This is a genomic window from Roseobacter phycocola (assembly GCF_042055075.2).
In the GTDB taxonomy this organism is placed as follows: Bacteria; Pseudomonadota; Alphaproteobacteria; order Rhodobacterales; family Rhodobacteraceae; genus Roseobacter.
The window spans coordinates 1,703,683-1,717,443 of sequence record NZ_CP194010.1 but is presented as its reverse complement, the minus strand read 5'-3'; the positions used below and the strand labels follow the sequence as shown (position 1 = coordinate 1,717,443).

16 protein-coding genes and 1 pseudogene are annotated in these 13,761 nt (G+C 59.0%); 14 read left to right on the top strand and 3 right to left on the bottom strand.

Annotation, left to right across the window (positions count from 1 at the left end):
- Nucleotides 1–2 precede the first annotated feature (2 nt).
- From AB4K19_RS08455 to AB4K19_RS08415, 9 genes and pseudogenes are all read left to right on the top strand, one after another.
- The gene (locus AB4K19_RS08455) at nucleotides 3–1,379 is read left to right on the top strand and encodes an ABC transporter substrate-binding protein (RefSeq protein ID WP_375227973.1); all 1,377 of its coding nucleotides are present in this window, start codon (nucleotides 3–5) and stop codon (nucleotides 1,377–1,379) included.
- 85 nt (nucleotides 1,380–1,464) lie between these two features.
- A complete protein-coding gene (locus AB4K19_RS08450) occupies nucleotides 1,465–2,340 on the top strand; it encodes an ABC transporter permease (RefSeq protein ID WP_436399439.1) in 876 nt (291 codons plus the stop codon).
- Entirely contained in the window at nucleotides 2,340–3,005 is a 666-nt protein-coding gene (locus AB4K19_RS08445; RefSeq protein ID WP_375227971.1) for a hypothetical protein, read from the top strand. The genes AB4K19_RS08450 and AB4K19_RS08445 overlap by 1 nt, the downstream gene beginning before the upstream one ends.
- Entirely contained in the window at nucleotides 2,998–3,840 is an 843-nt protein-coding gene (locus tag AB4K19_RS08440) for an ABC transporter ATP-binding protein (protein WP_375227970.1), read from the top strand. The genes AB4K19_RS08445 and AB4K19_RS08440 overlap by 8 nt, the downstream gene beginning before the upstream one ends.
- A complete protein-coding gene (locus AB4K19_RS08435; protein WP_375227969.1) occupies nucleotides 3,837–4,433 on the top strand; it encodes an SCO family protein in 597 nt (198 codons plus the stop codon). Before AB4K19_RS08440 ends, AB4K19_RS08435 begins: the two co-directional genes overlap by 4 nt.
- Nucleotides 4,430–4,861: a copper chaperone PCu(A)C gene (locus tag AB4K19_RS08430; protein ID WP_375227968.1), complete on the top strand. Its 432-nt coding sequence runs from the start codon at nucleotides 4,430–4,432 to the stop codon at nucleotides 4,859–4,861. The genes AB4K19_RS08435 and AB4K19_RS08430 overlap by 4 nt, the downstream gene beginning before the upstream one ends.
- Nucleotides 4,858–5,079: pseudogene (locus AB4K19_RS08425) on the top strand (c-type cytochrome); the annotation flags it as partial. The gene AB4K19_RS08430 and the pseudogene AB4K19_RS08425, both read left to right, overlap by 4 nt.
- A 3-nt stretch (nucleotides 5,080–5,082) precedes the next feature.
- Nucleotides 5,083–5,430, top strand: a complete 348-nt coding sequence (locus tag AB4K19_RS08420; protein ID WP_436399536.1) for a c-type cytochrome — start codon at nucleotides 5,083–5,085, stop codon at nucleotides 5,428–5,430.
- A complete protein-coding gene (locus AB4K19_RS08415) occupies nucleotides 5,427–6,152 on the top strand; it encodes a Crp/Fnr family transcriptional regulator (protein ID WP_375227966.1) in 726 nt (241 codons plus the stop codon). The genes AB4K19_RS08420 and AB4K19_RS08415 overlap by 4 nt, the downstream gene beginning before the upstream one ends.
- A 789-nt stretch (nucleotides 6,153–6,941) precedes the next feature.
- Here AB4K19_RS08415 and AB4K19_RS08410 read toward each other — a convergent pair.
- Nucleotides 6,942–7,946: a helix-turn-helix domain-containing protein gene (locus tag AB4K19_RS08410; protein ID WP_375227965.1), complete on the bottom strand. Its 1,005-nt coding sequence runs from the start codon at nucleotides 7,944–7,946 to the stop codon at nucleotides 6,942–6,944.
- Nucleotides 7,947–8,073: 127 nt separating this feature from the next.
- Here AB4K19_RS08410 and AB4K19_RS08405 point away from each other — a divergent pair, with 127 nt between their 5' ends.
- The 3 genes from AB4K19_RS08405 (at nucleotide 8,074) to AB4K19_RS08395 (ending at nucleotide 10,797) form a co-directional block, all read left to right on the top strand.
- On the top strand, nucleotides 8,074–9,117 hold the full coding sequence (locus AB4K19_RS08405) for an alpha/beta hydrolase family protein (RefSeq protein WP_375227964.1): 1,044 nt from the start codon (nucleotides 8,074–8,076) through the stop codon (nucleotides 9,115–9,117).
- A 198-nt stretch (nucleotides 9,118–9,315) separates the two neighbouring features.
- A complete protein-coding gene (locus tag AB4K19_RS08400; protein ID WP_375227963.1) occupies nucleotides 9,316–9,900 on the top strand; it encodes an HNH endonuclease in 585 nt (194 codons plus the stop codon).
- A 159-nt stretch (nucleotides 9,901–10,059) separates the two neighbouring features.
- Nucleotides 10,060–10,797: a DUF533 domain-containing protein gene (locus AB4K19_RS08395; protein WP_436399438.1), complete on the top strand. Its 738-nt coding sequence runs from the start codon at nucleotides 10,060–10,062 to the stop codon at nucleotides 10,795–10,797.
- A 24-nt stretch (nucleotides 10,798–10,821) separates the two neighbouring features.
- Here the strand turns inward: AB4K19_RS08395 and xth are convergent, their stop codons facing one another.
- Nucleotides 10,822–11,604, bottom strand: a complete 783-nt coding sequence (xth, locus tag AB4K19_RS08390) for an exodeoxyribonuclease III (RefSeq protein ID WP_375227961.1) — start codon at nucleotides 11,602–11,604, stop codon at nucleotides 10,822–10,824.
- Between the two features lie 347 nt (nucleotides 11,605–11,951).
- Here xth and AB4K19_RS08385 point away from each other — a divergent pair, with 347 nt between their 5' ends.
- A complete protein-coding gene (locus AB4K19_RS08385) occupies nucleotides 11,952–12,242 on the top strand; it encodes a hypothetical protein (protein WP_375227960.1) in 291 nt (96 codons plus the stop codon).
- An 86-nt stretch (nucleotides 12,243–12,328) separates the two neighbouring features.
- Nucleotides 12,329–13,381, top strand: a complete 1,053-nt coding sequence (locus tag AB4K19_RS08380; protein WP_375227959.1) for a DUF6902 family protein — start codon at nucleotides 12,329–12,331, stop codon at nucleotides 13,379–13,381.
- 3 nt (nucleotides 13,382–13,384) lie between these two features.
- On the opposite strand, the gene AB4K19_RS08375 is transcribed toward AB4K19_RS08380, so the two are convergent.
- Nucleotides 13,385–13,708, bottom strand: coding sequence for a HesB/IscA family protein (locus AB4K19_RS08375; protein WP_375230866.1), 324 nt, complete (start codon nucleotides 13,706–13,708; stop codon nucleotides 13,385–13,387).
- Nucleotides 13,709–13,761: the final 53 nt, after the last annotated feature.

Sequence of the window (13,761 nt, the reverse complement as noted above, 5' to 3'; positions counted from 1 at the left end):
ACATGGAATACAGAACACGTTTGAAAACTGCACTGCTGGCTGCGACCATGATACCGCTTGGCTATGCAGCGCAGGCAGAGGAGATTGCGATTGCCGTCGGTCACCAGTCGATGTGCACTGACACCTACACGGCCGGCATCGTGATCAAAGAGCTTGGCCTCCTGGAAAAGCACCTGCCGACGGATGGCAAGTATGCCGACGCCGAATATGATATCAGTTGGGCTGACTACAGCTCAGGCGGACCAATCACCAACCAGATGCTGGCGAACAAACTGAACTTTGGCGTGATGGGTGACTATCCGCTGATCGTAAACGGCGCGAAGTTTCAGGAAACGGACAGCCTGCGCACCGTCTATGTCGCCGGCACGGGCTACAACCTCAAGGGGTCAGGCAACGCAATCGTCGTTCCTGTGGACAGCGACCTTTACTCCATTGACCAGTTGAAAGGTAAAGAGGTCTCGACACCCGTCGGGTCCGCTGCTTGGGGCATGTTGCTGAAGGCCATGCAGGACAATGGGATCCCCACGTCCGAGTATGTGCTGAAGAACCAAAGCCCTGCAGTTGGTGCCGCCAATATCGCGGCGGGAAAGATCGACGCGCATTCCGACTTCTGCCCATGGTCAGAAATCATGGAGTATCGTGGCACAGGCCGCAAAATCTATGATGGGTCAGAGACGGGCGTGCCGTACCTGCACGGCGTTGTGGTGCGTCAGGATTTTGCAGAAGAGTATCCGGAGGTTGTTCAGGCCTTCATCAAGGCGGTCTACGAGGCCGGCGAGTGGATCCGCGAAGACCCCATGCGCGCTGTGACCGAAATGGAAAGCTGGACCGGAGTCGAAAAAGAAGTTCTGTACCTTTATTTCTCCGAAGGCGGACACCTGACGCTTGAGCCGTCGATCAAAACCGAATGGGTTGACGCGCTGAAGTTCAACCACAGTGTGCTGGTCAAGGAAAAGGCGATCCCGCCACTCGATTTCGATGCGTGGATCACCGAGGACTATCTTAAGGCGGCATATGCCGACATGGGTGTCGATTACGAAGCGGACAAAGCCACGATGGTTGACCCGGAGGTTGCGAACAAAGGGCTGCCGATGGAAATCTGGCACTCCCGCGATGGCGTGAGCACTTATGCCAATGCAGCGGACTTCCTGAAAGGCATGGCAGACATCCGGGCAACGGCTGCACTGGTAAACGCCACATATGTTTATGACGTGGAAACGGGTCTGAAGCTTTTTGGCAAGACTGCGTTCTGGGTCAAAGCTGGTGATGACTACGCAACTTTCCTGCGCAAAGGCGAGGCAGAGGCCTATGCCAACGCGAACGCAGGGGCGCTCATTTCTTTCGATGATGCTATCGCGGACTTCGCATCTGAAAGCTGAGCCACAACCGACGCAGATCTCGGGCGGGCATCTGCCCGAGATTCTTTCGGGCCTGCAAGCACCAACCTAGATGGAAGGCAATTTCATGCAGCCATTGGCAAAAAGCGAGGAGACCGTCACTGCTCCAGCAGGGGGCGCCGCTGCAAAAGCCGTGCCTGCTGCGGCTGTTTCCAGGTTCTCCCGCATCTCACCGGACCTTTTGCAGAACGTCGGGATCGCTTTGGTCTCGCTCAGCATTGGGGTGGTCTTATGGCACATTGCTACAGCCACAAACCTGGACTTTTACATCAACTTCTCGAATGTGCCGGCGCCGCTCAAGGTGTTCACCGCTTTCATCGCCCACATTCAGACCGAAATTTTCTGGACCCACATCGGTGTTTCCATGCGCCGCATCCTGATCAGCTATTCCTTCGCTGTTGTGCTGGGCATTGGGATCGGCCTGATCATGGGGCGTTCGCGGATCGCCCGCGCCTTTGTGATGCCATATATTGAAGTGATCCGCCCCATTCCTGCGGTTGCATGGATCCCGCTGGCCATCCTGATGTGGCCGACCGAGGAAAGCTCGATCATCTACATCACCTTCCTTGGGGCGCTCTTCCCGATTGTGCTGAACACCTTGCACGGGGTCGAACAAACCCCTGAGGTTCTGGTGCGTGCGGTGCAATCCCTCGGGGCCTCGCGCATGGATGTGTTCCGCCATGTCGTGATCCCGGCTGCGCTGCCCTCCATTGCAGCGGGGCTCGCAATTGGCATGGGTGTGAGCTGGTTCTCCCTGCTCGCCGGAGAGATCATCTCGGGTCAGTACGGGATCGGCTACTTCACCTGGAATGCCTACAGCCTGATCAACTATCAGGACATCGTCGTGGGAATGCTGGTGATCGGTGGATTGGGCACGGCGTCGACTGCTGCTGTGAAACTTGCCACAGCGCCAATGCTCAAATGGCAAAAAAGGGCACGCTGATGAATGTTCTGACAACAATTGGTCGCGCCATGCGCCAGGACTGGCGGCGCATGATCGTCATGGGGCTGATGTTTGCTCTGCTGATGCAGGTGTTAATGATGATTGCCCTGATGGTGCGGTTTCAGGCTTTGCCAAACTACGTGGTTGGATATGACTGGATTGGCAATGTCATCCACATCATCAAATCGACGCCTTCGTGGTCTGACATCATGCCCATCGTCAATCAGGAATGGCTGATAGAAATTGGCAAGATGAACTATGACTACGGCACGGGCATTTCGGAATGGAGCCTGAACGTGGTGCCTGTCCGCATGATGGTTCTGTTCGTGCTGGGTGCCCTGGTCGCCCTTTGCCTCAGCCTGCTGCGGCGCGACCAATGTGACGCCGCGACCGGTACAACGCTGAGGGCGGCAACTGGTCTGGGCACAATTCTGATTGCCATGACCAACGCCACGATGAGCTGGGTGGTGTGTTGCGCAGCCCCGTCCTGGGTCGTTGGCCTTGCAATGCTGGGTCTGGGTGTCTCGACGTCGCTGGCGCTTGAATCCATGGGGCCTGTGCTGAACCTTGCCGGGTTTGGCCTGCTGTTTTGCACCATCGTTTTTCTGGCATGGCGAAAAGCACGCCAGCCTCGGATCGTAAGTGGGAGCCTGAAGCATGCTTGATGTTCTGAAGTTCAAACGGCCGGAGGGCACGGCGCAGGCCCAATCCGATAAGGGTGAGATCAAGATCAACGAGGTTTCGATCACCTTTGGACGCGGGGCGACAGCGCATAGAGCGGTTGAGACGACATCAATCGATATCGCCGCCGGAGAGTTTGTGTGCATCCTCGGGCCGTCCGGCTGTGGAAAATCCACGCTGCTTAATGCGATTGCAGGATATGTTGAGCCAACCACCGGCAGCGTCGCCGTTGATGATTCTGAGGTGAAAGGCCCCGGTCCGGACCGCGGCATGGTCTTTCAGCAGTATTCCCTTCTCCCATGGAAAACGGTCTACGAAAACGTCGCCTTTGGCCCCAAAATGGCTGGCGCGTCGCGGACCGAGGCGGGGTCTGTTGCGAATACCTTCCTGGGGCTTGTCGGTCTGAAAAAATTCGGGGACCGTTACCCGGCGGAGTTATCGGGCGGCATGCAACAACGCGTTGGTATCGCCCGCGCGCTGGCCAATTATCCCAGCGTCTTGCTGATGGATGAACCCTTTGGCGCGCTTGACGCTCAGACGCGGCTGATGATGCAGGAAAGCTTGCTTGATATCTGGCGGAAGTTCGGCACCACAGTTGTTTTTGTGACCCATGATGTGGATGAAGCGGTTTTCCTCGCCGACCGCGTGCTGATCATGAGCGCCGCCCCCGGCCGGATCATCGAGGACGTGCGGATCAGGCTATCACGCCCGAGATCCACCGATATGGCCGCTACACCGGAATACATGGAAGCACGGCAATTCTGTCTGGACACAATCAAGTCTGAAAGCCGCAAGGCGTTTGCGGAGCAGAACCAATGACCCGATTTGCCGTCCTTCTGTTTGCCATGGTCCTTGGTACCAGTGTTAAGGCGCAGGTGCAGGGTGTCATGCTGGACGAACCTGTCGCCCTGCCAACGCTCTCATTTTACGACGAAAATGGCCAAACCTATCAAAGCAGCGATCTGAAAGATCAGTGGACGCTTGTGATGATTGGTTTTCTGACCTGTCCGGATGTTTGTCCGTTTACGCTGGGCAACCTGGAAGCAGCCGTGGCTGAAACCGGTATGCGTGTGCGGCCCGATAACGTGCCAAAGGTCTGGTTTCTATCCGTCGATCCTGAACGCGATGCTGGGTACATCAGCGAGTATGGACCTTTCTTTCATCCGGACTTTCGCAGCATGACGGGCACCCGCGAAAACATCGACGCCTTTGTTGAGATATCCGATGGCTACTACCGCTTGATGCCCCCTGACGCAGACGGCGCTTATGACGTGCAGCATACATCGGCTGTATCCGTCATCGCGCCGGATGGCACACTCAGGGCCAAACTACAGCCGCCGTTCGACTCCGGACTGACCGCGGAATTCCTTGCGCGTCTTCAGATCACCTATCGAAAGGAGCTTTCCAAATGATCCGATCGATTGCAACAGCATCTCTTTTGATGACCGCAACCATGGCCATGGCGCAGGATATCAAAGCCACCAACGCCTATGTGCCCCAATCGCCGCCAGGCTCGATGGCGCAGGCGGCTTATATGAAGCTGGAGAACACCACAAACAGACTGCGCAGCGTGATCGGCGTTGAGGCTGTCGGCTATGGGGTGGCGCATTTGCACATGAGCGAGTCAAAGGACGGTATCGCCACCATGAGCATGGTGCATCAGCTGGATCTGGCACCGGGGCAAAGTGTGGTACTGCAGCCTGGTAGTCTGCACATCATGCTGATGCGACCCGAAACGCCCGCAAAGGTTGGTGACGTCGTCGACCTTAAGCTCCTGTTCGCTGATGGTGAAACCCTGAATGTCGCCGCCGAGGTCAAGACCCGGCAGAGCGGTTCGTGAACTATCTGGCTGTTTCCTCAGCGCTGTTCCTGGCGGGACCTGCGGCCGCTGATTTCGATGCGGCCAGCTATCCGCCCTATGAGACATGCGCACTCTGCCACGGATTGTTCGGGCAGTCCCGGACAGCCAAGTTTCCACACCTGGCCGGACAAAAACCAGCCTATGTGCAGTCGCAGCTGGAGGCGTTCCTTTCGGGTGCGCGTACAAATGACGGCGGCCAAATGGCGAGCATCGTCACAGAACTCAAGCCAGAGGATTTTGCCGTCGTGGTTGAATGGTTCTCCGATCAGGAACCGCCAGAGCCCTCACCACCTCCAGCAGACAACGTCGGCATGCAGTTGACCGAAGATGCTGGTTGCCTCACCTGCCACGGAGAGAATGGCGCGGAAAATGTACCGCACCTGTCAGCCCAGCACGCAGGATATCTGGCGAAACAAATGCGCGATTTTCGCGATGGTGCGCGATCCCACGGTGATGCCGCTGAATTGCACCGAAAGGCATTTGTGTCATTCGGCGACGAAATTGATCAGGTCGCGGGCTACCTGGCATCGTTAGAACGGTCACCATGACCGAGCTCAATCCCATTTCCGAGACGGATCCAAGCGCAATTTTTCTGTCGGAGTATCTGCTTGAGATCAACAAAGGCGCTGGTTTTCTCTCTTCCCTTTCCTCTGACGATCAGAAGCAGGTGCGGAGACAGGGAACAAGGTGCAAAGTCTCAAAGGGCGAGGGTGTCTTTTTCCAGGGCGATCCGCACACAGGTGTCTGGGTCGTGGAAAAGGGCCGCATCCGCACGTTCTATGCAGGGCCATCAGGGCGAGAGATCACCCTGGCCTATTGGAGCGTTGGCCATTTCATCGGTGGTCCGGAAGTTTTTGGCATGGGACGCCATGTCTGGTCAGCGGATGCCCTTGAGGATTGCGAATTGCTTTTCGTGTCTGGTGCAAGTCTGTTGCGCTTGGTCCGCGAGATCCCGGATGTGGCGGTCGCTGTGATCAACGGGCTGGTGAACAAAGGGAAATGCTACTCAGCGCTGATCCAGATGCTGGGCACGCGGACGGTCTCTGAACGGTTGCGACAGTTGCTGGTCATCCTGGCTGAAACCTATGGCCGCCATGAAGAAGGGCAAATCGTCGTCGACCGCGATATCACATACGATCAGATTGCTACGATTGTTGGGGCCACACGCCAGTGGGTGACCCAATCGCTGGACCGACTGCAGAGCGAAGGCGTCCTGCAAGTCAGTCGGAAAGAGATCACAATAGTGAATATGGACGAGCTTTATTCCTGAGGCAGGGCTTGCATGCACCCTCACTCCGGAAAATTTGTCTTCTCCTGTCTGGGCTTTCCGCGCCATCTACTCAGCACGCTCCGATCACATGAGTGTGCCAGCAAGCAAAGAGGTTGGCTCTTCTGACTTTAGTGAAAAGCAGTTGCCGTGCGTGCTTTCGGCCCCACAGTGCTCCGCTACGCCGATGCTGCAGGAAAGGGATCACAGCTTGTTACCCTGAACTCTGACCGTAGGCGGTGCTTCGATGTCAAATTTATCCAGACAGCGCGCGTTTGCGGCCCGGCCCTGAAACGGCGTCAGCCAGCGCGCGCGTTCTTCGGGGGGCGGGGCGCTCAGATGGCGGAAGCGGAGAATTCCGCTTGTCGGGCAAAAATAGTCTTTGCCGGTGAAGGTTCCCTGCTGATGGCGGGTCAACTCGCTCAGCGGTGTGAGGATGCGGATGCACCTCGCTGACGCTCTGAAGATCAAGGCCCCTGTTTCAGAGAAACTGAACGGTCGCAGACTCACAGGTGATTGATGCCCGCAACCAGCTCAAACCTCACCCGACCGCAGTGGCATGTGCCTTGATAACCTTTTCCATCGCAGGAATTTGCACGAACCGCGCCGAATTGGGAGGGTCAGGTTTGTCCGGACCCGACTTTTGCCGTAGTGACTTTCGCTGCATCGCTGACAAATGGCCGGTCTTACCGCCGCCACGCAGCACAAAGCACTTAGCTGATGCAGAGACCTCTTTCTGCATGCGCGTGTAGCGGTGGTGCCGAATTCACCAGGTGGGCTCAGAGCGGAACTTCACACCGCACTTTCTGACTTCCGCCAGGCGCCGGGGCTCATACCTTTCACGCGCTGGAATTCTGCATAGAAATTCGAGCGGGTGAGAAAACCTGCCTGTTCACCGATGCTCATGATCGGGTCACGGGTTGTGCGCAGCAGGTGGGCGGCTTCTTCCACGCGGAAACCATTGATGAACTGCGATACATTTGCGCCGGTGTGCCGGTTGATGGCCTCTGACAGGGCGCGGTCGGTTACAGCGATCCGGCGGGCGAGGCGGGTCAGCGAAAGGTCGGGGTCGGTAAAAAGCCGGGTCTCCGAAAGGCAGTCTGCGGCGCGGGTCACAAGCCGGGCATCCTCGCCGGAGGCCGCTGGCGCGGCCCTCTCTGGCTGGCGCAGGGCCAGAACCAGAACAACGGCGAGCACCACGAGTTGCAGCAGGCTGGCAAAGGACAGCAGTCGGGTGACATTGGCACCACCGGTGCGCAGGAAATCGAGCGCTATCACGCTGTCGAGCACGAGCGTCACACAAAGAAATCCGGCGCCGGTCAGGAAGAGCCGCCGCAGAGCCGCTGCCTTCGATACGGGCACCTGGGACAGACGGTCCGGCCCCGCACGCCAGAGCCGCAGGATCAGCCAGGCGTAGATCAGGTAGCTGACTGCGATTGCCGGATCGATACCGATGCGAAGGGCCGGGAAAGCCTGCACCAGCAGGCCGGCGGCAACTGCGGGACCTGCGTGCAGCGGCAGCGCCCGGCGGAATTCCGCGGCGCGGTCAGAGACGGCCAGACACCCCAGCCAGGCCAGTGGTCCGATCCAGAAGGGCAGCAGGCGCTGCACGGCAATGACTTCCTCAAGGTTCCAGGCAAAGCGCAGGGTCACAAGAAACGTCAGCGCCGCGATCAGCAGGGCCAGTGCCGTGAAGGCGACACGCGCGTTGCCCGGCAGCCACCGGCGCGTGACCGTGAAGACCGCCGCCATCAGGGCCACAGCCGTGAGGATCAGAGGCAGGGGGATCGAAATCATCCGGTTTTATGTCCTCGATTGCGCCTGAGTGTCCTGAAACGCCATTCAGGACAGCCGAGGCATTGCCTGAAATCGCCTGCTCGCTCAAGTCCTGTTCATCGCAACACGTCACGCAAGGAGGTTCAACATGAACACCACTTTTCACAACCTGATACTCGGAACTGCCATTGCACTGGGCCTCGTGGTGTCCGCCAAAGCAGATACCTATCAGGCCGCTGTCGCTGAATTCACCGCTGTTCACGAAGAAAGCGGCCGTGCGCTGGGCGGGCATGTCTGGTATCCGACGCGCGAGACCGGTGCGCCGCAGCAACTGCGCGGCAGTGCTGTGTGGCAGGTGGAATCGGCGCAGCCGGATGCACGTATCGCCCCCGGCGTGTTTCCCGTCATGCTGATTTCGCATGGGATGTATGGCAATTCGCTGAACCAGGCCTGGCTGGCCAAGGCACTTGCCGAAGCGGGGATCATTTCTGTGATGCCCAACCACCCGGGCACCACGAGTTTTGACCGCGACCCGGAACAGGCGCGGATGCTGTGGTTGCGCGCCACCGACCTCAGCGTCAGCCTTGATGCGGCGGCCCGTGATCCGCGCTTTGGGGATCATATGGACCTGACCCGCGTCGCAGCGGCCGGGCATTCGCTGGGCGGCTACACCATGCTGGCGGCTGCCGGTGCGCGGCACGACGCGGCAGGGTTCGCTGCAAAATGTGCTGACACGCCTGACCGGCCCGATTGCGCCGCACTGGCCATGTGGCGCGTGGGTGAGGATGAGGAGGACCTTGCTGAACTGGAAAGTGACCGGTCAGATCCGCGGATTGATACTTTCATCGCGCTGGACCCGGGCGGTGTACAGACCTTTGACGCGGAGAGCATTGCGGGGATCACCCGTCCGGTGATGGTGCTGGGCTCGGGTCGTCAGGACATGCTGGATCAGGACGTTGAGGCCCGCGCGCTGGCGGCGATGCTGCCTGCGGACGTCGTGACCCACATCGAAATTGAGGGCGCAGGCCACTTTGATTTCATGGGGGTCTGCCTGGAGCAGGGCTACGCCATCCTCGCCAAAGAAGAGCCGGGTGACGAGATCGTCTGTGCCCAGGGCACCGAACACCGGGCCGCGATGCACGAAACCCTGATCACGACCATCCGGGCGCATCTTGCCTCTGTCTGGAACTGATCTGCCCGGGCCCGGCATCCAAGCGGTGCCGGGCCTGTGGATAACCGTCATCGGGCCGTTACATCTCCGGTCGATACAGGTTGCGACATATTGTGGTCATTCAGGGGCTTGTCAGGCTGAAACCACGAGATATAGTCCTGTTATCGGAGGGATAGTCCCGCCGGACCGGACGCGGAACGGAAGAGGTGCAGTACGATCATGGATGGCGATTTCAGAACGGAATTCACACGTAACCCTGCCAGTCTGAAACACAGGCCTGCACTGGTGCTGAATGCCGACTACCGCCCCCTGAGTTATTATCCGCTGTCTCTCTGGCCCTGGCAGGAAGCGGTCAAGGCGGCCTGGCTCGACCGGGTGGACATCGTTGCCGAATATGACGACATCGTCCGAAGCCCGAGTACCGAAATCAGAATACCCTCGGTCGTTGTTCTGAAAGACTATGTAAAACCTCAAAAGCGCGTGGCCTTCACGCGCTTTAATTTATTTCTGCGGGACGAATTCCGCTGCCAGTACTGCGGCGCCCGGGGGGAGCTGACGTTTGATCACGTGGTCCCCCGCGCTTCGGGGGGCGTGACGAGCTGGCAGAATGTTGTGGCGGCCTGCTCGCCCTGCAACCTGAAGAAGGGGTCCAAACCGCTGCACCGCACGGGGTTGTCCCTGCGCAAGCCGCCGCGCCAGCCAGGTGCCGAAGAACTGCGCAACATGGGCCGGAAATTTCCGCCCGGTTATCTGCACGACAGCTGGATGGACTTCCTCTACTGGGACGCGGAACTCGAAGCCTGACCTGCATTTAAATGAATATTCCTGCGGTTTCCCACCGGTTATGCGCCCGGCGCGCGGTTTTTCCCCCTGCCTGACCGGTAGACGCAGCGGCCCTTTCTGTCTCATGATCGGGCATCTGCAATTTGCGTCTGAGAGAACAGGGAGTGGTTTATGTCTTTGATGAAAACAGTAACAAAAATGGCCATCGGCTTTGCGGTGGCCAAAGGGATGGAAGCGGTCAGCCGCAAGGGCGGCATTGGCGCTGTGATGGAAGACCTGACCGGTCAGGGCGGCGGCGGTGGTGCGGCCCAGGCTGGGAGCATGGGCGGTCTTGGTGATCTGCTGGGACAGCTTGGCGGAGCCGGCGGACCGGGCGGCGCAGGGGGCGGCCTCGGTGGGTTGCTGGGGCAACTGAGCGGCAGTGGCGCGGGCGCTTCTGCCGGTGGTCTGGGCGGGCTGGGTGGCCTGCTGGGCGGTCTTGCAGCTGCGCGGGGCGGGACGGCACCAGGCGGCGGTGGCCTTGAGGCGCTGATCAATCAGGATAATCCCGCCGAAGAGCCGGACGAAGAAGACGTCGCCCGGCTGATGCTGCGGGCGATGACGCAGGCCGCGCGCGCGGATGGTGACATTGACGCTGACGAAAAGGCAAAACTGCTGCAGGCGCTGCGCGATGGCGATCCGTCGGATGTGGCTGTGATCCAGGACATGCTGGAACAGCCTGTGGACGCGGCCCAACTGGCGGCGGACACCCCGCGTGGTCTGGAAACGCAGGTCTATACCATAGCGCTCAATGCGATTGATCCCGACAACCAGGCGGAGGCACAATATCTGCACGCCCTGGCGCAGGGCATGGGGCTTCAGCCGGCAATGGTGAACCAGATACACGACGGCCTGGGCGCGACGCGTATCTACGGGTAAGGGCTGTCCCGCGGAAGCCGGAAATCAGGCGGCCAGGTCAATCCAGACGGGTACGTGGTCCGAGGGTTTGTCCCGGCCGCGCACCTCTTTGTCGATCTGACAATCGGTGAGCATATCGGCCGCCTGCGGGCTGAGCAGCAGGTGGTCGATCCGGATGCCGTTATTCCGGTTCCAGGCACCTGCCTGATAGTCCCAGAAGCTGTAATGTCCGGGCCCCGAGGTCCGGGCCCTGAACGCCTCGGTCAGGCCAAGGTTCAGCAACCGTCTGAAAGCCGTGCGACTCTCGGTCCTGAACAGCGCATCTTCGCGCCAGGCATCGGGTTTTGCGGCATCTTCCGCCTGCGGGATGATGTTGTAGTCGCCCGCCATGACAAATGGGATCTCCTGTGCCAGCAGGTCCCGCGCGCGCGCCTCCAGCCGTGCCATCCAGGCAAGCTTGTAGTCGTTTTTCGGGCCAGGCGCCGGATTGCCGTTGGGAAGGTAGAGGCCGCAGACACGTACTGCTTCCTTGTCGCCCATGACAGTCGCTTCGATATAGCGGGCCTGTTCATCACTGTCGTCGCCAGGCAGGCCGCGGGTCACGTCCTCGAGCGGGGTTTTCGACAGGATTGCGACGCCGTTGAAACTTTTCTGCCCGTGTGTTTCGACGTTGTAGCCCAGGTCCTCGAAAATTTCGCGCGGGAAGTTCTCGTCGACGGATTTGATCTCCTGGAGGAGGGCGACGTCCGGCTGCGCTTCTTTCAGCCACGCGGGCAGCGCTTCGATCCGCGCTTTGATCCCGTTGATGTTGAACGTCGCAATTTTCATGATCCGAACTCCCGTCACCTGTCCTTTTCTATCGCGCATGCGCGCCGGTGGGGCAACCCCGGCAAAATATCACTCTGAGGGAGAGTATTAACGGAGTGATTCTCGTTAAGGTATTCGGCTGATTTGCCCTCAAAAGGTTAATATCCACAGGCAGCGTGTCTGTGGATAAAAATTCTTTAACGAAGATTACCGCAGTGCCTTTTCTTTCCATTCTTATCCTTTAGCGGCGCGGCTCCCTGTGGATAACTCAGGGTTAACACATCCTTAACGGGATTTTTCCTTTAAAATTCGTGCTTTAGGGGCAAGCGTTAACAGGCGACCTGAACATCATCAGAAAGGGATACAAAATGATGACGAACGCACTGCTCAAAGCCGACTTTGCTCACGATGTAACACACCCTGCTGCAGATATGCATGTCGGAGAAGCCACAGCGCTTTACACGACCTCCATGCAGTCACAGGACAGCGATATGATGTGTGGCGAGGCAACCGGTCTCTTCACCACTTCCATGTCTCCGGTTTCTGTTATGACAGGTGGCGAAACCGGCCAGTTCACCACATCAATGATTTCAGGCAGCGATGCTCTGGCGGGAGAGGCGACCGGTCTTTTCACCACATCCATGACACCTGCAAAGTGACAGCTCAGCCGGAGCAGGGCCTTCCCCAAGGGCCCTGATCCGCTGATGCTCTGCGCGGCAATCCGTTGAAAGCGAAAGGAAAGCTCATGTCCAACGTGATCTCAATCGGGTTGCCGCGCAGGCCAAATCTCTCTCAGCGTCAGGGACAGCTGCTGCGTAATTTCGCACTGCACCGGCGCGACAGCAGCGATGTTTTCTGGCTGAAGGAAAATGCTGAACTGCTGAACGTTCTCGCGACATCCGGGGCCAGCCTGCGCCCTGAGGTGCTCGAGGTCTACCGGCCATTCTATGACTCCGTCGCGGGACGGCTGGCCTTTTTCCCGCAGTATTACCGGTTTCTTCTGTCGATCTGCCTTGATCTTGAGGATCTGGGGCTCGCGGGGGACGCGGGCACAGACATCTGTGCCACGGCCAGAGACAGAAAACTGGCGACCGCGGAGTTGTCCGATCTGCAGCGTGCCGAAGCGGAGCGTCTTCTGGCGCGGCGCGGAGAAGGAACACAGGATCCTGCACTTGAGGACAGACTGCGCCGTTTCATCGGGTCGACCGGGACCTTTGCGCTGCCCAACAAAAAAGCGGCCTATGAGCTCACACACATTGTGTTCTATCTCTCCGACTACGGCCGGCATGATCCCGCGCTGAGCGAGGATGGGCTGACCAGTCTGGAGTTCGCCGGACTTCTTGCCTGGCTGGATCAGGATTTTGACCTGCTGTCAGAGGTTTGCGTAGCGTTGCGCTTTGCGGGCCGCGTCCCGAGCGAGATCTGGGAAGACTGGCTGGCCCTCGAAACGGGCGGCTTTGTTCTGCAACCGGCGGCGCATGGGTCCGGAGCCGATTCCTATCACGAATACCTTGTTGGCAGCTGGTGGGCGTCCCATGCGGGGGCAGAAGGTTTCCGGGGCACACCGGTAGAGGGTGCCCTGATGGTAGAGCGGCGTGGCGCACCACGCGGCCCGCTGCGGCGCATTTCAGAATACCTGTTCCATCTGGGTGCGGCGCGCAGCTGCGACTGGGAACAGATGCGGGGGCTGCTGGAATCTGTGCTGGGTGAAGAGGAACACCGCATTCTCACCTGTGCCGCGCAGTCCACGGCACGGTTTGGTGATTTCTTTGAAGGATTTGCCCGGGCCGAGGGCTGAGCGTCACATCGAGAAGGATGTGCCGCAGCCGCAGGAACTTGTGGCATTCGGATTTTCGATCACGAATCTCGCCCCGATCAGTTCTTCGGTGAAATCGATGACCGCGTCGGTCAGAAACGGCAGAGATACTGCGTCAACCACGACTTTTTCGCCGGCACCTTCCAGAATCAGATCGTCATCACGCGGCTCATCCAGGGCAATCTCATACTGAAAACCTGAGCATCCGCCGCCTTCTACAGCGACACGCAGGGCCTTGCCGTCTGTTGCCGCACCGATTTCGGCGAGGCGCTCGAAAGCGCGGGAGGTGACTTTGGGGGGCAGCTGCATCTGCTCATGCTCCGACGGTGGTTTCATTCACGGGTCGTGTACAATATAGAAAT